This is a genomic window from Vibrio sp. 10N.261.51.A4 (assembly GCF_041471945.1).
Taxonomy (GTDB): Bacteria; Pseudomonadota; Gammaproteobacteria; order Enterobacterales; family Vibrionaceae; genus Vibrio; species Vibrio crassostreae_C.
Window position 1 is genome coordinate 29,638 of record NZ_JBFRPJ010000046.1, and the last position, 21,686, is coordinate 51,323.

The 21,686-nt window shown below is 45.6% G+C and carries 18 protein-coding genes and 2 pseudogenes; 6 read left to right on the plus strand and 14 right to left on the minus strand.

The genetic code is table 11. The features are described 5' to 3' along the window. The 5 genes from AB4384_RS10385 to AB4384_RS10405 all read right to left on the minus strand — a co-directional run. Positions 1-1,350: VWA domain-containing protein (locus AB4384_RS10385; RefSeq protein WP_372129439.1), on the minus strand; the 1,350-nt coding region annotated here is incomplete at its 3' end. Beyond that, positions 1,343-2,350: a VWA domain-containing protein gene (locus AB4384_RS10390; RefSeq protein ID WP_372129440.1), complete on the minus strand. Its 1,008-nt coding sequence runs from the start codon at positions 2,348-2,350 to the stop codon at positions 1,343-1,345. The genes AB4384_RS10385 and AB4384_RS10390, both read right to left, overlap by 8 nt. Further along, positions 2,343-2,828 (minus strand): DUF4381 domain-containing protein, encoded by a 486-nt coding sequence (locus AB4384_RS10395; protein ID WP_372129441.1) that lies wholly within the window; start codon positions 2,826-2,828, stop codon positions 2,343-2,345. Before AB4384_RS10395 ends, AB4384_RS10390 begins: the two co-directional genes overlap by 8 nt. Further along, positions 2,825-3,751, minus strand: coding sequence for a DUF58 domain-containing protein (locus AB4384_RS10400; RefSeq protein ID WP_372129443.1), 927 nt, complete (start codon positions 3,749-3,751; stop codon positions 2,825-2,827). The genes AB4384_RS10395 and AB4384_RS10400 overlap by 4 nt, the downstream gene beginning before the upstream one ends. Before the next feature lie 10 nt (positions 3,752-3,761). Next, positions 3,762-4,718 carry a MoxR family ATPase gene (locus tag AB4384_RS10405; RefSeq protein ID WP_017060045.1) on the minus strand — a complete coding sequence of 319 codons (957 nt, stop codon included), beginning with the start codon at positions 4,716-4,718 and terminating at the stop codon, positions 3,762-3,764. Positions 4,719-5,172: 454 nt separating this feature from the next. On the opposite strand from AB4384_RS10405, the gene AB4384_RS10410 reads away from it, so the two are divergent. Continuing rightward, positions 5,173-7,089 (plus strand): methyl-accepting chemotaxis protein, encoded by a 1,917-nt coding sequence (locus tag AB4384_RS10410; protein ID WP_372129444.1) that lies wholly within the window; start codon positions 5,173-5,175, stop codon positions 7,087-7,089. A 208-nt stretch (positions 7,090-7,297) separates the two neighbouring features. Further along, positions 7,298-7,498, plus strand: coding sequence for a hypothetical protein (locus AB4384_RS10415; protein ID WP_010431457.1), 201 nt, complete (start codon positions 7,298-7,300; stop codon positions 7,496-7,498). A 239-nt stretch (positions 7,499-7,737) separates the two neighbouring features. Here AB4384_RS10415 and malK read toward each other — a convergent pair whose 3' ends face one another. After that, the gene (gene malK / locus AB4384_RS10420) at positions 7,738-8,850 is read right to left on the minus strand and encodes a maltose/maltodextrin ABC transporter ATP-binding protein MalK (RefSeq protein WP_081229370.1); all 1,113 of its coding nucleotides are present in this window, start codon (positions 8,848-8,850) and stop codon (positions 7,738-7,740) included. 664 nt (positions 8,851-9,514) lie between these two features. On the opposite strand from malK, the gene malE reads away from it, so the two are divergent. From malE to malG, 3 genes are all read left to right on the plus strand, one after another. Next, on the plus strand, positions 9,515-10,699 hold the full coding sequence (gene malE, locus AB4384_RS10425) for a maltose/maltodextrin ABC transporter substrate-binding protein MalE (RefSeq protein WP_017067915.1): 1,185 nt from the start codon (positions 9,515-9,517) through the stop codon (positions 10,697-10,699). 81 nt (positions 10,700-10,780) lie between these two features. Continuing rightward, on the plus strand, positions 10,781-12,352 hold the full coding sequence (gene malF / locus AB4384_RS10430; protein ID WP_017060049.1) for a maltose ABC transporter permease MalF: 1,572 nt from the start codon (positions 10,781-10,783) through the stop codon (positions 12,350-12,352). Between the two features lie 11 nt (positions 12,353-12,363). Beyond that, positions 12,364-13,254, plus strand: a complete 891-nt coding sequence (malG, locus tag AB4384_RS10435) for a maltose ABC transporter permease MalG (protein ID WP_017060050.1) — start codon at positions 12,364-12,366, stop codon at positions 13,252-13,254. Positions 13,255-13,815: 561 nt separating this feature from the next. On the opposite strand, the gene AB4384_RS10440 is transcribed toward malG, so the two are convergent. From AB4384_RS10440 to AB4384_RS10455, 4 genes and pseudogenes are all read right to left on the minus strand, one after another. Then, a complete protein-coding gene (locus AB4384_RS10440; protein ID WP_019822928.1) occupies positions 13,816-14,088 on the minus strand; it encodes a hypothetical protein in 273 nt (90 codons plus the stop codon). Between the two features lie 237 nt (positions 14,089-14,325). Further along, positions 14,326-14,829, minus strand: a complete 504-nt coding sequence (locus AB4384_RS10445) for an acyl-CoA thioesterase (RefSeq protein WP_019822926.1) — start codon at positions 14,827-14,829, stop codon at positions 14,326-14,328. 409 nt (positions 14,830-15,238) lie between these two features. After that, positions 15,239-15,493: pseudogene (locus AB4384_RS10450) on the minus strand (peptide ABC transporter substrate-binding protein); the annotation flags it as partial. 48 nt (positions 15,494-15,541) lie between these two features. After that, a pseudogene (locus AB4384_RS10455) lies at positions 15,542-16,434 on the minus strand (DMT family transporter). A gap of 98 nt (positions 16,435-16,532) precedes the next feature. Here AB4384_RS10455 and AB4384_RS10460 point away from each other — a divergent pair. Further along, complete coding sequence (locus AB4384_RS10460) at positions 16,533-17,321, plus strand: helix-turn-helix domain-containing protein (RefSeq protein WP_029235520.1); 789 nt, start codon at positions 16,533-16,535, stop codon at positions 17,319-17,321. 100 nt (positions 17,322-17,421) lie between these two features. On the opposite strand, the gene AB4384_RS10465 is transcribed toward AB4384_RS10460, so the two are convergent. From AB4384_RS10465 to AB4384_RS10480, 4 genes are all read right to left on the minus strand, one after another. Beyond that, positions 17,422-17,604 (minus strand): hypothetical protein, encoded by a 183-nt coding sequence (locus AB4384_RS10465; protein ID WP_065583542.1) that lies wholly within the window; start codon positions 17,602-17,604, stop codon positions 17,422-17,424. Next, positions 17,601-17,810 carry a hypothetical protein gene (locus AB4384_RS10470; RefSeq protein WP_048609786.1) on the minus strand — a complete coding sequence of 70 codons (210 nt, stop codon included), beginning with the start codon at positions 17,808-17,810 and terminating at the stop codon, positions 17,601-17,603. The genes AB4384_RS10465 and AB4384_RS10470 overlap by 4 nt, the downstream gene beginning before the upstream one ends. Before the next feature lie 204 nt (positions 17,811-18,014). Beyond that, positions 18,015-19,136, minus strand: coding sequence for a lipocalin-like domain-containing protein (locus AB4384_RS10475; RefSeq protein WP_372129488.1), 1,122 nt, complete (start codon positions 19,134-19,136; stop codon positions 18,015-18,017). A gap of 11 nt (positions 19,137-19,147) precedes the next feature. After that, on the minus strand, positions 19,148-21,682 hold the full coding sequence (locus tag AB4384_RS10480) for an FtsX-like permease family protein (RefSeq protein ID WP_372129446.1): 2,535 nt from the start codon (positions 21,680-21,682) through the stop codon (positions 19,148-19,150). Positions 21,683-21,686 lie beyond the last annotated feature (4 nt).

Here is a 21,686-nt window from a genome sequence, read left to right on the forward strand (position 1 = left end):
CTGTTGCTGTTGCTGTTGCTTCTGAGCCTGTTCGACAATCTCTAGGTTCTTCTTGGCATAAGCATGCTCAGGGTTGCTTTCAAGAATACGTTGATACTCTTGTATCGCTTGGTCGTACTTACCTTGTTGGGCTTGGGCGTTAGCAAGGTTGTAGCGAGCATCTTCACCAGAAAGGTCTTGCAGCGTCTGCTCTGCGGCTTCGAAATCACCGGCTTTGTATTGAGCAATGCCTTTCCACTCTTGCTGGGTGAACTGTTCAGCAGCTTGTGGGAAGTCCTCGTTCTGATACAGCTGATAGCCTACTTGATCATCGGTTTTCCACGGGTTCGCAAACGCAGTATTTGGTTGGCTAAAAGAGATAACTCCAGCTAAGGCACACCAAATAACCCCTTTCCTGAATAATCCAAGTGCGGGAAGTAATAGCAAAGGCAGTAACCAGAAGCCGTTGTTCACTCTGGTGTTGAGTGAGTTGTTGGTCTTGGTGACTTCTGATGTTGTTGCAACGCGGTCGAGGTAGCTCGCGATGTGTTCAACATCTGAGTTATCAAATTGAACTTCAGTAAACGTGCCACCATAGCTGCGTGTAAGCTCGCGCATGTTCTTCAAGTTGGTTTTTGCCACCACGGTTTGTCCTGAGTCGGTTTGCAGCATTGAGCCTGTTGGCAAAGAGATGGGTGCGCCACTTTCAGTACCCACCGCTAAAATGGATAGCGTCCAATTGCTACCAGATAGCAGCGAGTCGATCTGTTTCTTCTCTTGGTCATCGATGTCATCAGCAATCAATACCAAATCACCTTGGTAGATCTTCGCGCGAGTCATCATATCAATCGCAAGCTTAACGGCTGATGCGGCGTCACCGCCTTGATAAGGCATGATATCTGGAGACAGGTTAGGGACTAGGTTCTTGATTGTGTTGATGTCTGAGGTTAGCGGGCTAATGGTGTAAGCATCTCCAGCATATGCCACCATGCCTGTTAGCCCCTCCTTCCATAATGAAAGCAGATCCAGAGCCTTGTATCGCGCTTGAGTTAAGCGATTCGGCTTAATGTCGGTGGCATACATAGACATCGACATATCCATGATCACAACTCGTGCCTGCGTTTTTTCAAAGCTCGGCTGTTCGTTTTTCTCGAAGCTTGGTCCAGCTAATGCAATAACGCCGACCAGCCACCAAATACCGAAGTAAGTACTGCGATTTTTCGATGGCTTGCTCGATTCTGGCGCCAAGTATCGAGCGATGTGTGACGCGAGTAATCCTTGCTTGGATTGTGTCTTGCTTAGCCACCAAATAGCGGGCAATGCAGCAAGCGCCAAGAACCAATATGGGTAGATAAAAGTAAAGTTAGACATTGTTTCTCCTAATGGCTAACAGCATAAATGCGAAGAACATTGCCGCCGACAGTGGCCACACAAACCATTCTTGTTGTGGTCGCCAGATCTTAGTAGCGTTCGTCACGGGTTCTAACTGGTTGATGATGTCGTAAATCGTCGCTAACTCTTTGCTGTCACGTGCTCGGAAGTATTGGCCGCCAGTGCGTTTGGCAATTTCCATTAGTGTGCGTTCATCCAAGTCTTGAGCAGTATTGACCTTGCGCGTCATGAAGAACTCTTTGACCATCATCTCGCCGGCACCGACACCCACGGTGTAAATCGTCGCGTCGTATTTCTTTGCAATATCCGCGGCTTCTAGCGGGTCTAATACCCCGGCGGTATTGCTGCCGTCACTGAGTAGAATCATTACACGCTGGGGCGCATCGCTATCGACAAAGGTTTTGGTGGCAAGGCCAATACCATCACCAATCGCGGTTTGAGTACCAATCAGCTTTAACACCGCTTGATTGAGCTGTTGTGAAAGCGTGTCTCTATCTAACGTCAGTGGCGTCTGCAGATAGGCGTGATCAGCAAATAGTACCAATCCGACTCGGTCACCTTTACGACGCTCAATAAAGTCACTCAATACGCGTTTCACCGCCGACAAGCGGTCGATGTATTCGCCATTGAACTGCATGTCTTCTTGGCTCATCGAGTAGGAGAGGTCGACGACCAACATCAAATCACGATGCTTCGGTTGAAACTCTACCGGTTCGCCATACCATACAGGGCGCGCGCTCGCCGTAACCAGCAGAAGCCAGATAATCACGGACAACGCCTTTGGTAAACGACTGCTCGGTGTTTTGGTATTGCTGTCTTCTGGCAGAAATGGAAGCCTTAGGGCATTGCTCGATTCTGACTTTGGTGAGAACAAGTAAACGAGCAACGGCAGTGGCGCGATGAAGAACATCCACCACCAAACGAACTCGATGTTTAGCAAGTCCCTGCTTAGAAACATAGGGCTTAGAAAATCACTCATAAAGACCTCGCTTAGGAGGAAGAGCTTTACGAAGCCAGGTTTCGCAGTCATTAACCAATTGCTGTTGAGCCTTTTTCTGGTCGTCGTTCATAAGGGCTGCATCTTGATAGAGCGCTTGTTGCCACTGGGATTGTTTTGCTACAAATAACGGCTTCGCTAATTGTGTATCTAAGAACGTCAACCAATCATCACCAGACAAGCCTGCAATTTTTCCACGAGGGAAATAGCTCAGTGCTGCCTGACGAACGATGTCTTGCGCTTTGCTCGGAGACAAGCCATCTTGGGACTGACTATTGCTAAAGTAGGACAGCGCTTCTTGCTTCGCCTGTTGATTGTTTTTTCTACGTTTTAGAATGAAAAACACCAAGGAAATCAGGGTAATGACTGTGATAACCACTGCCCACCAACCCCACGCCAAAGGCCACCAAGTCGGTGCGTCTGGCGCAATAACCGGACTTAAATCTAAGGGCTGTTTCATGACTGAGCTCCTGATATCTGGCTCATGAGTGACTGCGCACTCGACAGCGAGCTATAGGGTATAGCGAGAGACAAACCCATCTGTTGCAGCTGCTGTTTCTTAAGCGAAAAAGCATGGTTAAGCTTTTGCTTTTCTTTATTAGAAGAGAAATTAAACCATTGAGTTTTGCTGCCATCGGTGACCTGCTTAGAACCTTTATAGGCGGTTTCACCTTGCTCCAGCGGATCGTAGAAATGCACCAGACGTACTCTGTTGTGCCTCCGAATTTGACTGATAAGTGAGTAGTCACTTTCTTGGTAACGCACAAAGTCACTGAGGATAATAATATCGCTTCCTTTAGGGCAAAGCTGGTGCAGAGATTTCAGCCCATGCTCTAAGGTCGTGTCATTATGATTGTCGTGATTAGACAGTGCCGCATTATTGATTTCTATGACTTTTTGCAAAATACGCAGTGGAGCATGGTTGCTTGCACTTGGCTTAATCTCAATGACTTCTTTGCCAGTATCGATCACCGCGCCAATTCGGTCTTTTTGAGCCACAGTAAGCCAGCACAGTTGGCTAGCAAAGTGAGCAAGTTGAACCGATTTCAGCAGTAAGGTTGAGCCAAAAATCATACTGCTTGATAGATCCAAGAATAAAATGACAGGCTGTTCTCTCTCTTCAGAGAAAAGCTTGGTATGCGCTTTGCCCGTTCTGGCTGTTACACGCCAATCAATGCTGCGAATGTCATCGCCCGCTTGATATTGACGAACCTCAGAGAAATTCATCCCGCGACCTTTGCGGTTGCTCTCGTGTTGACCATTGAGTTGAGACCAAAGGCTCTTGGCTGGAGGCAACCAACGAACAGACTGCGCTTTGAATTGCAGCAGCTCATCCAAATTTAACGTGACACCGTCACTATGATTAGGTAGTTGATTATTCATGCGCGTATCCCTATGCGCTGCCAACCAATGAAATAAGGTGTGCGATCACTTGGTTTGCGGTGACACCTTCAGCTTGTGCGTGGTAGCTGCGCAGTAGACGGTGGCGTAACACAGGGAATGCCATCGCTTGAACATCTTGGGGTGTAACATAGTCGCGTCCTGCAAGCCAAGCGTGAGCGCGGGCACAACGGTCTAACGCAATGGTTGCACGCGGGCTGACACCCATGTCTAACCATTGATCAAGTTGGTCACTGTATTGCTTAGGTTGGCGAGTCGCCATTACCAGTCTGATGATGTACTGCTCAATGGTGTCTGCCATGTGAGTGTTGAGCACTTCTTGGCGCGCTTCAAAGATCGTTTGCTGAGATATCTGTTGTGGCTGAGCTGATTCGTTACCTTGAGCCTCACCACGGTTGAGTCGTAAGATCTCAAGCTCGCTTTCCATATCTGGGTATTCAACCTCTAGGTGAAGCAAGAATCGGTCTAACTGAGCTTCCGGTAGCGGGTAAGTCCCTTCTTGTTCAATTGGGTTCTGTGTTGCCATTACCAAAAATAGCTCAGGCAGCGCATAGGTTTTTCGACCGGCAGTTACTTGCTTCTCTGCCATTGCTTCCAGCATTGCCGCTTGAACTTTCGCCGGAGCTCGGTTGATCTCATCCGCTAGAATCAGCGAGTTGAAAATCGGGCCTGATTGGAAGGTGAACTCTCCAGTCTCAGGACGAAAAATGTCGGTACCCGTCAAATCGGCTGGTAATAGATCGGGAGTGAATTGAATACGGTGGAAGTCGCCCTCAACACAGTCAGCCAATGATTTTACTGCGCGAGTTTTTGCTAAGCCGGGAGGTCCTTCAACGAGGATATGACCATCCGCTAAAAGGGCGATCATCAGTTGCTTAACGAGCTCTTTTTGACCAATGATTTGAGACTCTAGATAGTTTTGAAGGACTTCGAAATTTGTTTTGTGCATTTTGGACTCTCTGGGTATCCATTTGATTTTTATTTTGTGTATTGGTCACTGATTTCGAGGAAAAAGTTCCAGTACATTTGCGTAATTTATTTTTTCAAAATTGGAAAGATTTACAAGTGGTTAGCTAAAAACATCGTTAGGTTGTGATTATTACCATATCAATTGGTTTTTATATACAAAAGCTAGGCGGTGGATAGTGGTTTGAGTTCGGGTGGATCTAAGGGCTGAGAGCTAAAATCGACTCTCGACAATGCGGTATTTGCTTAGTTAATTCATGTTCAAGGTGAATGTTTCTAATTGTTACATCACATTTGCAATTTTTTGAGAGAAAGTCTCTAGTTTTATTGGTTGTGGCCGATACATCACTCAGATTGTGCATTGCTTGTTGGAGTGCACTAAAAAAGTCCTGTTCAGGGTATACCAATAACGAGCGATTCTTTTTAAAGGTCCAAATATGTTTAAAACTAACTCTCTGAGTATCAAGCAAAAAGTTGTACTTGGAATTACCTTTGCGGTTCTTGCATCGACAGTGATTGTCGGCGCAATGGCACAACAACAAGCAAGAGATGTATTAAGTCATCGATTGATCGATATTGAACTTCCAGGAATGCTAGAGCGAATCAATGGTGAAATTGACCGAGAAGTCTCTCAGCTATTGCTAGCGGCGGAGCAAATTGCTTCAAATGAATTTATTTCTGATGCTATCGAATCGACCGATCGCGATCCGGCACTAGAAAATAAACTGGTTAAACAGCTGAACAATGTTCGTAACCAGTATCAGTTGAACGATGCATCAGTGGCGAACCGTCAAACGGCTTACTACTGGAATCAAAATGGTTTCCTACGTCAGTTAAACCAACAACAAGATGGTTGGTTCTTTGGCTTTACGCAATCTGGACAGCCGACCATGGTGAGCATGTTCCAAGAAGCCAATGGCGAAGTGAAGATGTTTGCTAACTATCAGCAGCCTTCTGGTTTGGCGATGTCTGGTCTATCAAAGTCGATGGATGACATGGTTAGCCTGCTGAACGGTTTCAAGATTGAAAATACCGGTTTTGTCTTCTTAACCGATAGCCAAGGTGATGTTCAAATTCACCGTGAGCGTTCTCGCAGTGACTCTTCACTTCAACAACTTTACGGCCCTCAATCAAGTCAACTACTGAACAAGTCGGGCTTTAGCCTGATTACCACTGAAAGCCAAGGCCAAGAGCTGTTCGTGGCGAGCTTGTATGTGTCGTCAATGGACTGGTTTGTTATTGGTGTCGTTCCGACTGATGAAGTATTTGCAGAGCTAGATGCGACTGCACAAAAGATGCTGATCATGACTGCGGTTGTGGCATTAGTGTTTATCCTAATGGGCGTAGTTCTGGCGAACAGCATTACTCAACCGATTAAACTTCTGGCTAAGCGTTTCGGCGACCTTGGCGAAGGTGATGGCGACCTGGCACAGCGTATTGAAGTGAAAGGCAACGATGAAATCGCACAGCTTTCAAAAGGCTTCAACGGATTCATTGAAAAAATTCACGAGTCGATGAAAGAGGTGTGTTCGACAAGCCAAGCGCTTCAAGTGGCAGCAGAGAGTGTCTCTAACAAAGCCCACATCACCCACGACAACAGCCAAGAACAGCGTGACCAAACGCTTCAAGTGGTGGCTGCCATTAACCAAATGGGTATGACCATCAGCGAGATTGCATCGAACGCGGCAACCGCAGCAGAAACGGCTACCCAAGCTTCAGGCAATACGGAAGTAGGTCGCTCTGTGGTGAACAAAGCAAAAGACGCGATCAGCCGTTTGGCGCAAGATATCGAAAGCACGGGTCAGGTAGTAGAGCAACTGGCTTCTACAACTCAAGACATCGGTTCTATTCTGGGTGTTATCCGTGATATTTCAGAGCAAACTAACTTACTCGCATTAAACGCAGCGATTGAAGCAGCCCGTGCCGGTGAGCAAGGTCGTGGTTTTGCGGTTGTAGCGGATGAAGTACGTAACCTAGCAAGCCGTACCGCAGATTCAACGGAAGAGATTCAAAAGATGATCAACCAACTGCAAAGCGATGCGAAAGATGCAGTAACGGCAATGAGTGCGGGTAAGGTGATTACCCTTGAAGGTGTATCGGCGTCGGATGAAGCGGTAGACGTGCTGAGTGGTATTTCAGACCGTATCGTTGATATCACAGACCGTAACACTCAAGTGGCAACGGCAACGGAAGAGCAATCAACCGTAGTTCACACCATCAACCAGAACATTGAAGAGATTAACGCAATCAACGAAGTGACAACGGGCACGGCTGAGCAACTTGCAGAAGCGAGCCAAGAGCTTCGAGACCTTTCTTCTCGTCTAGATAAGATGGTTGGTTCGTTTAAGCTTTAATCCCTTTAAGCTGTAGCATGGCTTAGAAAGAGACATAAACTAAGAGCTGGATTCATTTAATCGTGAATTCAGCTCTTTTTATTTACGGGCTTGTTTTCTTCTAACTGACGTTCGCTTGATCTGGTTTCAGGCTTTGCACTCAATCGCCCTAGCATCATAGGGCGTAAATGAGTAAAATCTGGTTAGGTTTAATATTTAGGTAAGTATCATGAGCGATTTTGAAAAAGAACTAGAGCAGATGACTCAAGAGATGGGCGATGAGCCTGAGGTGAAACTGCCATCACTTGAAGAGCAAAAAGCAATTGTTGCTGAGTTCAAGCGACTAGAAGCGGAAGGCAAACTGACACCTGAAGTGTTAGAGAAGCATTTTGGCCAGTTCAACAAACAGAATGATACGCCAATTCACTAAGTTGATTTAGACAGGTTTCATGTCTGAAAGAAGTGATATTAGCGGTTGAGCTGATAGCCTAACTAACAGATAAAGGTCTAGCGATTGCTAGGCCTTTTTTATTGCCGCTAACGAAAGACCGAGTAGCTGACTCATGAACTATTCAATGTAAGTGATACCGTCTCCAGCACATAAAAAAATCCCCCTTACTGAGTAAGAGGGATTCGATATGGGCAGTTATATCCTAAAAGGCTAAGCGATTAGTCTGTGCCGTATTCTTTGTACAAACGACGACATGCGCGGCCATCGCTGTGGAACAGGTGACAACGGTGCGCTGGAATACCAATCGCCAACTTGTCACCTGATTCGATTTTCAACGTGTCTGGCTGGCGATAGATAACATCAGCGTCGGCACTTTCAAGGTTTAGGTAAACCTGAGTTTCGTTACCTAGTTTCTCTACCATCATCACGTCAGCTTCAATCGTCGCGTCACCTGATTCAGCAGACATCAAGTGTTCAGGGCGAATACCCAGAGACATACGGTCACCAGCATTGACAGTCGTACCATCAACTGGGATCCAGAAAGTCATACCGTTAGAAAGTTGAACTTGTACGCGTTCTGCTTCCGCTTGTTCAATGTGTACCGACATGAAGTTCATCTTCGGTGAACCAATAAAGCCAGCAACGAAACGGTTTTGAGGGTAGTGGTAAAGGTCAAGCGGCTTACCGACTTGAGATACATAACCACCATCAAGAACAACGATCTTATCCGCCATTGTCATCGCTTCCACTTGGTCGTGGGTAACGTAGATCATGGTACAACCCAGTTGACGCTGTAGCTTGGTGATTTGTGAACGCATTTGAACACGTAGTGCTGCATCTAGGTTTGATAGAGGCTCATCAAGTAGGAATACGTTTGGTTGAGAAACCAGAGTACGACCAATAGCAACACGTTGACGTTGACCACCAGAAAGCGCTTTAGGTTGACGCTCAAGAAGGTGACCAAGCTGAAGAATTTCTGCAGCATGTTCAACACGCTTGTCGATCTCAGCTTTATTTGCGTTTGCTAGCTTAAGACCGAAAGACATGTTGTCGTATAGGTTAAGGTGAGGGTAAAGCGCGTAAGACTGGAATACCATACCTACGCCACGCTTTGACGGTTCAACGTCATTCATGCGTTGGTCGCCAATGTACAAATCACCAGACGTAATGTCTTCTAGACCTGCGATACAACGTAATAGCGTCGATTTACCACAACCTGATGGTCCAACGAATACTACGAATTCACCTTCGTTGATGTCTAAGGTTACGTCCTTAGAAATCTGTACATCACCATATGATTTATAAACGTTTTTTAACGTGACACTCGCCATCTAGCTTGTCCTCGATCGATCAAATTTTAAGTTTTACTGCTTATCATTATAAGAAATTTTTGGGTCAGCAGTAACTGTAGGAATTGGTAAGTATTGAATGAGTAAGAAAAAAGTGGGTGAGACTTGGCTTCTTTAACCAAGCCCACCCGTCATAGCCAAACTGATGCCCATTTCCCCCACATCCAGCTAAACCTCCCCCGTGATTCAATCACAGATTTAGCTCGATGCTAATATAAGACACCAGCGGGCAGTGAAGCCAACTAAATGAATAATGCGTCAACGCATAACACTTGCCGGTAAAGGGTTCTTACTATCCACTCTTGGATGAATGCAGTTTCGGTGAAATGGCGTAAGGGTACATCCTCCCAATGGGAAATTAACTAGGGGGAGTAGGAGGGGAGGAGTAGATATACGGGGTTATTAATAATTGGCGATCCAGTTCAAATAAATCCACCACGTAACGGTGATGTTGATCACGATGAGTATACGTTTTGTGATTGCAGTCTCTAATCTGACCGGATGGCGATCACGAATTTAAGCCATAATAGCTAGGGCGTAGTGGCTAGGATGATGAGCTAGGGTCTGTTTTCTCAGATCATAACCTCCGAAAACTGGCTCATCTTGGTAGATGTGCCCTACGTATAAATATAAAAAGGATATTCACATGAAAAACGCTCTAAGCGCTGTAGCTCTAGGTACAATAGTTGCTCTGGGTTCTTTTGGTGCAAATGCTGCTATCGAAGAAGGACAACTAACAATCTGGGTAGGTGGTGACAAAGCTTATGAAGGCATGGCTGAAGTAGGTAAACGCTTCGAAGAAGATACTGGTGTTAAAGTAACCGTCGCTTTCCCTGACAAGCTAGAAGAAAAATTCCCTCAAGTAGCAGCAGCTGGCGATGGCCCAGACATGATCTTCTACGCACATGACCGTTTTGGCGGCTATGCAGAAGCGGGACTTCTTGTAGATATCAAACCTTCTAAAGAGACTAAAGAAGGTATCGTAGACTTCGCATGGGACGCTGTTTCATACGAGGGTAAAACAATCGCATACCCTGTTGCTGTTGAGTCAGTTTCCCTAATTTACAACAAAGCACTTGTTCCTAACCCACCTAAGTCTTGGGAAGAAATCCCAGCACTTAACGCTGAACTTCAGAAAGACGGCAAGAAAGCGATCATGTGGCCTTTACGTGGCGGCGCTTACTTCACATGGCCTCTACTTGCAGCTGACGGCGGCTACGCATTCAAACAGACTGCAGAAGGTTACGACATTAAAGATGCGGGCGTAGCGACTGAAGGTGTTCAGAAGTCTCTAGGTTTCATCGAGAAGATGGTACAAGACAAAGTTATCTCTGCAGACATGGATTACTCAGTAGCTGAGTCTGAATTCGTTGCAGGTAACGTTGCAATGACAATCAACGGCCCTTGGGGTTGGGAAAACATCAAGAAAGCTGGCGTAGACTACGGCGTAACAACACTACCTAAGTTCAACGGTAAAGCGTCTAAACCTTTCGTTGGTGTATGGGCGGGTGGTATCAGCACTGCGTCTCCAAACCGCGATCTAGCTGTTGAGTTCATGGAAAACTACCTACTAACAGATGAAGGTATGAAGAGCCTGAACGACGACAAGCCACTAGGCGCTGTTGCTCTTAACTCTTTCCAACGTCAACTAGACAGCGATACTCGTATTGCAGCAACAATGGACAACGCGATGAACGGTGAAATCATGCCTAACATCCCTCAGTTCACAACATTCTGGTACAGCATGGAAGAAGCGATCGGCAACGTAGTTGACGGCCGTCAATCAGTAGACCAAGCACTAAAAGCTGCTGAAGGTCGTATGGTTAAGTAACACCCAGGCACTACCTTTTAAGGAGAGGGTAACCTCTCCTTACTTTTCTATTTTTTATCTATATCGCTAGCAGGTTCCTCTATGCAGTCAGTTCAAGGTACAGATGCTATCCCAGCACCATCAAGCCTTCCAGGCAGTAAAAGCGTCTTCATTAAATGGGGGTTGCTTGGTAGCGTTGGCTTAATAAACGGCTACGCTACAATTCTAATGTATTCTCGCGGTGAGCTCGCTTTTGCGCTGCTTACAGTGATCTTAACGGCTTTGGCACTTTACATTTTTGGTAGTAAAAAAACTTACGCCCACCGTTATATTTACCCAGGTATTGCCGGAATGATCTTGTTCATTCTTTTCCCATTGGCATACACCGTAGGGCTTGCGTTTACTAACTACAGCGCGAAAAACCAGCTTTCTCTAGAGCGTACTCAAACCGTTCTTTTAGACCGTTCTTTCCAAAGCGGTGAGAGCTACCCATTTACTTTGTACAAGACAGATGACGGTCACCAGATCGTTGTAAAAGATGGCGATCAACTGTTAGCGACTGACGTATTTTCTCTAGACAATATGACAGAAACAGAGATGGACCTATCTGTAATCGAGTCTGCGCAAGGTGAAAAAGAGAAGATCAAAGCGATCATCCAAAACCGAGCAGCAATCAGTGGTGTTGATTTCAATCTACCTGACGGTGGTGACATCCGCATGAGTGGCTTACGTAAGTTTGCTTCTGTTGCTCCGCTTTACACGCTACAAGACGATGAAGAAACGTTAATCAACAATGAAACGGGTGAAGTTCTCAAGCCAAATATGGATGTAGGTTTCTACCAGCCTGTTGATGCAAATGGTGAGTTTACGGGTAATACCATCTCTCCAGGTTTCGTGGTTAGCATTGGTACGCATAACTTTGAGCGTGTATGGAAAGATGACGGCATTAAAGAACCGTTTATCAGCATCTTTATTTGGACGGTTATCTTCTCGGTATGTACCGTAGCGTTCACGCTAGTTATCGGCCTTGTATTAGCTAACATCGTGCAATGGGAAGAGTTGAAAGGTCGTTCTATTTATCGTGTTCTACTGATTCTGCCTTACGCCGTACCCGCGTTTATCTCGATTCTTATCTTTAAGGGTCTATTCAACCAAAGCTTTGGTGAGATCAACATGGTGCTCGAGAATATCTTCGGCTTAAGCCCGAACTGGTTCTCAGACCCTATCTTAGCGAAAACCATGGTGTTGATGGTTAACACATGGCTAGGTTTCCCTTACATGATGATTCTATGTATGGGTCTGCTTAAAGCGATTCCTGATGATTTATACGAAGCATCAGCAATTGATGGTGCGAACTTCCTTGATAACTTCAAGCGCATTACGTTCCCATTGATGATTAAACCGCTTACACCGCTATTGATTGCAGCGTTTGCCTTTAACTTCAACAACTTTGTAATGATTCAACTATTGACGAACGGTGGCCCGAACATGATTGGTACTTCTGAGCCAGCGGGTTACACAGACTTGCTTGTAAGCTACACGTACCGAATTGCATTCGAAGGCGGCGGCGGTCAAGACTTCGGTCTAGCAAGTGCTATCGCAACGCTTATCTTCCTATTGGTTGGTGCACTAGCGTTACTAAACCTTCGTTTCACTAAACTGTCTCAAGATTAAGGAGCACGACAATGGCTATGGTACAAGGTAAAGGCCTTAAATACCGAGTGTGGGCAACGCATGCAGTGTTGTGGTGCTTCTTGGCAATGATTATCTTCCCGCTACTGATGATCATCGCGATCTCGTTCCGTGAAGGTAACTTCGCTACCGGTAGTTTGATTCCAGATAACCCATCATTGGAACACTGGAAGCTAGCATTGGGTATGTCAGTAACGAACGCAGATGGCTCGGTAACGTCACCTCCGTTCCCTGTGCTAACTTGGTTATGGAACTCAGTGAAGGTTGCAGGTATTACATCGATTCTGATTGTGACACTGTCTACGACATCGGCTTACGCGTTTGCTCGCATGCGCTTTAAAGGTAAGAACACAATCCTGAAAGCGATGATGATTTTCCAAATGTTCCCAGCAGTACTGGCTCTAGTAGCAATCTACGCGCTGTTTGACAAACTTGGTCAATACATTCCGTTCTTAGGCTTGAACACACACGGTGGTCTAATCTTCTCTTACCTAGGTGGTATTGCACTGCACGTATGGACGATTAAAGGTTACTTTGAAACGATTGATAACTCTCTGGAAGAGGCAGCTGCCCTTGATGGTGCAACGCCTTGGCAAGCATTCAGACTGGTTCTACTACCGCTGTCTGTGCCAATCCTAGCGGTTGTGTTTATCCTATCTTTCATCGCGACGGTGGGTGAGGTACCAGTAGCGTCTATCCTACTTACAGATGTGAACTCTTACACGCTAGCAGTAGGTATGCAGCAGTACCTATACCCTCAGAACTACCTATGGGGTGACTTTGCGGCAGCGGCTGTACTATCAGCGCTTCCGATTACTATCGTGTTCTTACTTGCTCAACGTTGGTTAGTTGGCGGTTTGACGGCAGGTGGTGTAAAAGGATAAGCTGTACTCTATAAGAAAGAAAAAGAGCGACCGTTAGGTCGCTCTATATTGGCATTTTTATTACATCATTTGGTTTGGCCGCCGATCAGTAATAAAAATAACCCTCAGGTTACGCATAGCTGGCTACTAATCAGGTTCCTTACGCTATTAATGATTAGTGGTTTTTGTAACTCTAACCCAGGTATTTACTTGGGTTTTTTTATGCCTACTACTTTTTGTTTTTTGTGTCAGCGTTACTCGTCAACCATCGCGCTCTTATCTACTTTAAAACCCAAAGTTTCGAGTTACTTCTCTCCTAAATACCGACCACTTCATTTTGGTTACTTGTAGAAATGAACGAGTCTCACAAATCAGACACTCAGTATAAGTGGCTGTTGTACTATTGATATGTTGTGAATATTCCAATGCGTGATACTTCAATGATTTGTATGCAACAAAACCTGAAATTGCACTGAAAATGTATGGGTAAGCGAGAGATAGTTACAGAATATTTAAGTGATATTCATGAGGGTTATGGAGGTGGGCATATTTATGCTTCTGGTTTTTGGTGGGACTTAGAAGTCAGAACTCTTTGCTCGAGGGAGCACAGCCTAAGTGTTGCAATAACACATAGATGCTTTCTTGATCGAGTGCCACGCGACGAAATAGATCGGCAAATGTTGGATCTCCGCCGAAACACGTTTGGATATAGTGGTTGATTTCATTGCTGTCGTAGCCTTCGACGTACAAAGTTCTAACCCATTGGTACTCAACAGCCTTTAAATTGTTCAGTGTAGACTCGCTAAGAGTGGGGCGTATGACGCTCAAGAGTGGCTCCAAGAAATTCAAATGCATCTATTATGATTGGCGGTATTTAATCAGAGCAAAATGACGACTTTATTACAGTCAAAATAAATCGGTGAACAAGTGCCGATTCATTTCAACCTTTGGCTGGGTATCACGCTCTTGTCGTCTGTATTGGGTGTGCAGCAGGTTTGGCTGTGTAGAGCACGAAGGTATCAAATAGATCAATGCCAAGCAGGCGCTTGGCATTGTAATAAGGTTTTGTAGGGGGAGGGCTGCTGGTGGACCTTATTTCAGGTACTTCACGTGAGCTTCCATCTCTTCACCAATCTGTTTTCGCATGTTCATTAGGCGAATAGCCGAATCTCGTAATTCGATGTCTTCTGGCGTCTCTGGTATCCACTCTGGTACTTTAGTCGGGTTACCATTCTCATCAACAGCGACCATAATAACGATACAGTGAGTTGTTAGGCGGTTATTGAGCTCTTTAGGGTCGCTTGCTTGCACGTCGATAGCGATATGCATTGAAGATGAACCTGTGTAGATGACCTTTGCACTTACCTCCACAAGGTTGCCTACATGAATTGGGGCAACGAATCGAATTCCGCCTGCATAGGCTGTTATACAGTATTTACCGCTCCAACCTGCAGAACAAGCGTAGGCTGCTAAATCGATCCACTTCATTGCTGCACCACCATGAACTTTACCACCAAAGTTCACATCCCCGGGTTCAGCTAAAAAACGCAGAGTAACGTCTCGTTTACCATCTTGTCGGCTATTGCTACTGCTCATCTATCTTCCTTCATTATTATTTTGCTACATAACATGCTTGTTACTTGCTAGTAACAATATACTTAAGATGACATAAGTTAAAGCGGATAATCTCACGGTTAAGACTATTTTTTTCAAACAGATGATCAGTTGATGAATATTGGTGCTTAAAGGCGTATCAGGCGAATAGCAAACATGGATGAAGTGATATCAAGCAAGAGAATAGAAATACTGATTAAGTCACTAGATAGGTCGATTGCAAAAAAAAAACACCTAGCGCAATGCTAGGTGTTTCTAAGCCGTGTGGTACTCATGTCGGTACCTTTTTTGTGTTAGCCAACTAACCGCTGTTGATTTTGTTTAGTTAAAGTGACTGTATCTCAGTTACCACTAAAGTGGTAGTGATTATTGTTTTCTTATCAGCTCACTTTTACTGTTTTAAAAAGTATAGATCCTTCGCGTAGATATTTCCTTTCGGATTATTGTTTGGGAAGCCTTTTAGTGTATTTCGCACTAATCGTGTGTGATTTTAATGATATAAAGGTATAACTGCTGAAGAATAGTTGAGTAACGACTCATCGTGCTGATATAAAGTAAAGCGTTTAGACTAATCTTCCGTTTTACTCGCTTGCTGTAAGGGCTCATCATAGTATGGATTACAGTAGCCACTCTCATTTGCTGTGTGAAACGTGAGTTTGAATTTCTACCCTAATGTGAGCGTTGGGTAATGCGTTTAGCTTTGTTGAGGGAGAGGAGCCTCAAGCCTTGGTTTTCTTCTGATTTGAGCAAGGATGACACCTGAAATCACCATCACACCACCAATGATGTGGAACTGGTTAATCTCTTCGCCAAGCCATGTCGCGGCTAATACGATCGCTACAACCGGAAGCAAGTTCATGAACATCGCGCTGAGTCAGCACCAATGGTGTCAATCGCTTTCACCCACATCCAAGGCGCTAAAATCGAAGCGGCAACCGCTGCGTAAGCTATCAATGGGAGCGCTTGTTGCGGTGGTAAAAGTTGTTCGCTGGTAAGCCAAAGTGGCGTAAGCATCGCGACAGCAAACAGACCCTGAATGTATATCACCACCCAGCTACTGATTGGCATTTTCCAGCGTTTCAGTAGTACACAGTAAGAAGCATAAACAAAGGCTGCAATTAGCATATAGCCATCGCCTTGAGTCAATTCTTGATGCATGAAGAATAACGGATCGCCTTTGCCTAACATCAGGGCTAAGCCTGATAGTGACAACACACCGCCAACAATACTCAAACTAGAAATCGACTTGTGCAGCAAAGGGACGCTTAAAAATACACTGACCAATGGAACCAAAGAAGTGATTAATGCCATGTTAGAGGCGGTTGTGGTTAAGCCTGCGTAGTAACCTAGAGATTGGTTCAACACCATGCCCAAAAAGCCGAGGAACGCTAATTTAGATAAGTTTGGCTTAATGACAGCCCACTGCTTCATCACTGGGCGAATACAGAAAGGCGTGAGAATTAACATCGCAAAAAACCAGCGGTAAAAACTCATTGCGCTAGGTTCTATGGTGCTTGCAGCAAGCTTGTTGACGATTGCATTGGCGCCCCAGATACAGACTGTAAAAAATGGTAATAGGTAATGCATGTGAATTCCGTGGCGAATGAGTTGGTGCGGCTAGTTTGACAGGTCGTTATACTTACAAGTATCTTTAGAAAGACATTAAGCGCGATAGGAAGACAAGTTTGAAAAAACACTCCAGAAACCTTCATCCATCCTTATTAATTGATAAGGCACCATCCAACGTATTTATGAATTTTGAAGCGTTTCTTTCGAACACTGAAACCCGAGTTCATAGCCACTCATGGGGACAGGTTCAATTGATCAGTGGTGGTATATTAGAGATGGAAGCGGAAAGCACTCGATTTCTAGCGCCACCACATCTAGCGATTTGGGTACCGGCCGGGGTGATGCATTGCAGTTATAACCGTAAGCCTTTGGACTACTGTTCACTAAATATCGCCCCAGAACTCACGCAACACCTGCCAGATAAAACCAGCCTTATAAAGATCACGCCGATTGTGTCTTCTATTATCGATGATTTTCGCGATCGTGGGATCAATGTTGCGGAAACCGAGCAAGACCAAAGGCTCGTTCAGGTACTGCTTGACCAACTTGCGCAGCGTGAGGTTGAACACCACTTCTTGCCTTCAACCGATAATAAGTATCTAGCGCCTATATTGGCTTCTGTTGAAGAGAACCCAACCGATGAAGTGACGCTGAAAGATTGGGCTGAACGTGTCCACACCACGGAAAGAACCCTTTCTCGCCACTGCCAGACCGAGCTTGGAATGAGCTTTACCGAGTGGCGACTGCGAGTGCGCTACCTATACTCAATGGACTTGTTGAGAAACGGCCAATCGGTTAAAGAGGTCGCTCTTACATTGGGTTATAACCAAGCAAGCCCATTTATCACCATGTTCAAACGTTACGCGAACCAAACGCCAGAGCAGTATAAGAACCGTTTGTTGTAGCTCGGTCTTGTTGCCAAAAGAACGGATGTTTGCGCTAGTTAGTGCGTAGATAGACCACAAGTGAATAGATAGACCATAAGTGAATACGTGCAGTATGAGCTTATGGAATCGCCCCTAACAGCCCATATATTTCGCTCTGTTGTTCGGTGACATCCTCATAGTGTTGGTTCAATAGAGCACTGTTGCTGCTCACTTTGAACAGTATGTACGTTTCTCCGTCGACCTCGAACCAATTGAAGGTTCCATGCTGGTTATACGTGGTCATTGTTTTGTTTATCTTCATGAGATATACATTAGCAGCGCAAGACATGCAGACGTACATAAGCCAAAGAAAGAAAAGAAAAACCACGAGCCTAATACTGTTTTTTCTTTTCCTACCTCTTCATTACTTTGCTGCCAACCAAGTTCACGAACCTGATCCTTGGTAAGGTTTAAGTCTAGTTTCTCGATGTATCTGTTAAGTTCGTCATTGTGCACTGAGCTAAGCATGTTCTATCTCCTCTAACCATTTGATTGGTATTTTAGGGGAGCCCAGTGTTTGGTTAAATTAGATATTTTTCAACAGGCGTTAAGGTAAATAGAACATATGGAATAACAAAAAACCTCCGTGGTGGAGGTTTTGGTTGAAAGTGTTTTAGTTGATGGTTATCGCGATGTATTTGTTGTTAGATTCCACCTGTATTAATACACAATCTAATACCCAGTCAACTCCATATAGCCAGACCCAGAATGAGAACCTTTGATTTCAATTGGCCCTTCCCAATAAGGAACCGACAGCGGCATTTTGGCATTTGGATTGAGTGCCGAGACGGTCAGTTCTATTTGCTGGCTTGGAATCGAAACTTGCCACTCTGTTGGGTAGTCACGCCCGTCGATTTTAGTTTGCTTGATGGCGGTTAAGCTGATGTCTTGCTGCTTAATCGCGATGCCGGAGCCATCTTGATTCATCAACCTCGCATGAGAATAGCTGGCTTTGCCTGTAGTTGAGTTTCGAAGTTGAAATACCACCAAGCTGGTTTCATCACTCAGCCTTAGCGCAAACCAATCCCAACCTTGTTGCGAGTCGAGTAAAAACTGCGAGCTCCATTCTCTGTCTATCCAACCTTTGCCGGAAACTTGATGGGTGACGCCATCAATAGTTACCTCGCCCGATACATTGATGAATGGTTGGCTGTAGTAATAGGAAGCCACTTTGCCATCGCTACTTTTAGTGCTGTAGCCTTGTTCGCCTTGCTTTTGATATGGCGCGTTGTTGGTTAACTTAAGCGAATATCCAAATTGACCCGAGTTAGCGACCAATGTAGCTGGGAACAGGTCATCGGTCGTCGACGTCCATTGCCAATCATCGAGGTAAACACGAAACGGCGAATCGCTTACACCCGCCAGTTCAGCTTGGTCACGTGACCATTTTTCATCGGCATAGTGTTTATTTTTAGTGGTGACAGCGCTGTGCGCCATGTAAATCTGCTGACTTTGCCACGTAGTTTCCTTGGTGCTATTGCCACTTTCCTGTGGTGCAGCCGCAAAGCGGAACTGTGTCCATTGCACACCTAACACATTGTCTTCTTCATCAATTAAGTTTGCGGTTAAATACCACCATTCATGACGAAAATCTGGATGTGCTTGATGGTCGGCAGGGAAGGCGATGTCGATACCTTTAACTACCGGTGTGAATTGATCAGTCTCTTTTTGTGTTTCATCGTCGGTTTGTTTTCCAGTGCCAAGTATTGAGCCCATATTTTGAGCTGATGGTTGAGTGGATTCATCGCACCCTAAAAGGAGCAAGATGCCAAGTGTGAGAACGAAAACTCTCATTGTTCGATTCATCACAACACCTCACTCTGTAAACTGGATACCACGGGTTTGCTGACCAAACGCCACAGTGGAATCAAGGTCGCAATCACTGCCACTAAAATGGTGATGGTTGCGATGCTGAGTGCATCACTCCAATTCCATACGTAATTTAAGCTCCAACCAAAGGCGCGTAGGGTAACGATGTCCGTCAACACATAACCGACCATAGCGCCGAGTGGTAAAGCGATAACCAGAGTGAAGGCGACCAGAACAACGATTTGCCCGACCACCATTGCCATCAATTTTTTCTGACTAACACCGAGTGCATACAGCCTTGCAATGGCGGCTTTACGTGCATCGAGCAACATGAAACAGGCGCAGAACAACCCAATCACCGCCACCATTAATGTGACGCCATTAAGCGCCCGCGTGATGGCAAAAGTTTGTGAGAATATATCCAACGCGATCGATTTGATCTGTGCTTGATTGTAAAGCTGACCTGGGTGCAGATTGAGTTGTTGGCGTAACTGTTCGTACACCACTTGTGGGTCGCCAGAGACTTTGATTCCCAAGCTGGTGGGTAAGTCAGTAAATCCGCTTTCGATCCACAAATTAGGTGCAAGTAACACTTCGCCATTCGGTGAGCCGTAATCGTGGAAAATCGCCCCGACGATGAGCGCTTTGTCTTGGATCGCGTCGAGCTTGAGTCGGCTTCCAAGCGGCAAGCCGAGCTTCACTGCCGTAGGTTCGCTGATCGCCACGAATTCACCTTGGTAAAAGCGCGTCCAGAAATCATCAAGGTGGGATTGAAATACCATGGTTTGCTCAAGTGTGTCTTTGTCTTTGGTGCCGAGCAAAGTAGGTAAGCCCTGCAAGTTATCATCGACATAATATTGCTTATAAACGGTTTCAACATTTTCAAACTGCTCTAACGCACGTTCCACATTCGCGATTTCACCTTGGGCAGGGCTAACGTAAATATCGGCATGTAAGCGCTGTTCAAGCCATTGCTTTAACGTGGATTCAAAGCTGCCGACTAAGGTATTCATTCCGATATTGGCGGTGACAGCGAGAAGCAACGCCATCATGGCAAGGGAGAGAGGGGAAATAAGTTCACGTAGCTCAGCAAACAGATATTGTATTAACCCCGATTGGGTGCGTTTTTCGCTCCAGTTCGCTAGCACGCTTAGCGTTTTGGGCAGGTACAAAGGAATCGATACCACTAACACACCGAGCCATGCCATGGTGAAGCGATGATGTTCGCTCAGCCATAACCCTGCTAACGCGACAATGGTTAATACTGACCCGATAACAAACAGCTGATTTTCGTTAGACGTTTCCGGCGCTTGATAGAAACCGCCATGGGAAGAGAGGGGTTGTCGCACTCGCTGTTTAAAGTACTGCCAACACGCGACAAGCGTTGCGGCTAGCGTGAGTAGCAGTGCCTGCACTAACCATTGCCACTGCCATGTGCCGGGAAGCAGTGTTGCACCATAAAGTTGCTCAAGCGTTATTGCGACGGTGGGATGTAGCCAATGGCTGAGTTGAATGCCGAGAATGAAACCAAGCGACGCGCCCTGTGTGACTAAAACAGTCAGCTCGACTAACAGAGCTGAAAATACGATGCTTGGCGCAATCCCAGCTTGTTGAATTTGTACCAACAGCCGATTACGTTTCAGCAAACTGTACTTCACACCGTTGTAAGCGATGAACAGGCCAACCAAAAACGCCAACAAACTCATGGCGGTGAGGTTAAGGTGAAAGCTATCGGTAATTGAACCGAGATCCGTGCTTTGGTTGTTGGATATCCATTGCCCTTGCTCGCCAATAAGGCTTTGCCATTTATCCTGAGCATTGCTGTTAGTGTCGTTCTTAGTGTCAAAAATAGCGATGTAGCTCAGTTGCCCTTGTTTGTTAAGCAGTTGCTGAGCGAACCCAATATCCATCAACATTCGGCTACCTAGCTGCCATTCATCTGGTAGCACTACCACTTGAGTGAGCACTTCATCAAAAGTGAGTGTGTCTACTCCTCCCAAGTTCTGGTGTTGCGACTGGCTCATCATCACAATGGGTTCACCCGCTAAGAGTTGCGGCAAAGGTAAGGCATTGTCGAACAGGGAAATGTTTGGTTCTTTGGTTTGAGTGTTGCTTTGTTCGTCGATGCGAGCGTGACGAGATCTTGAAGTGAGGGCGGCGATCAACTCACTGCCTTGAACTGACCAACGTCGACCTTGCTCGTCTCTTACTCGCCCTTCAATAACAGGTAGCGCTGCGCTTAATCCACTTTGTCTTAAGCTGAAGTAGAGCGATTCCGGCAAATAGTTTTGCCCTGCTGGTGGAATGATAAGGTTCTGCGCTTGAGCGCTAAGTTGCTCGGTCGATTCTGCATAACTGCGCTTGGCATTGAGGTTGATGGCTTGCACTGCGACAAACAAGGTGACCGCTAACACAATGCCGATCAGAATCGCTGCGGCTTGCAATGGTGATTGACGATAGTGCGCCGCGAATAGATTCAGAGTCAGTTTGGTATGGGTGAGCTGGTTCTGAGCAAAGCCAGTTTGCTTCATTGAA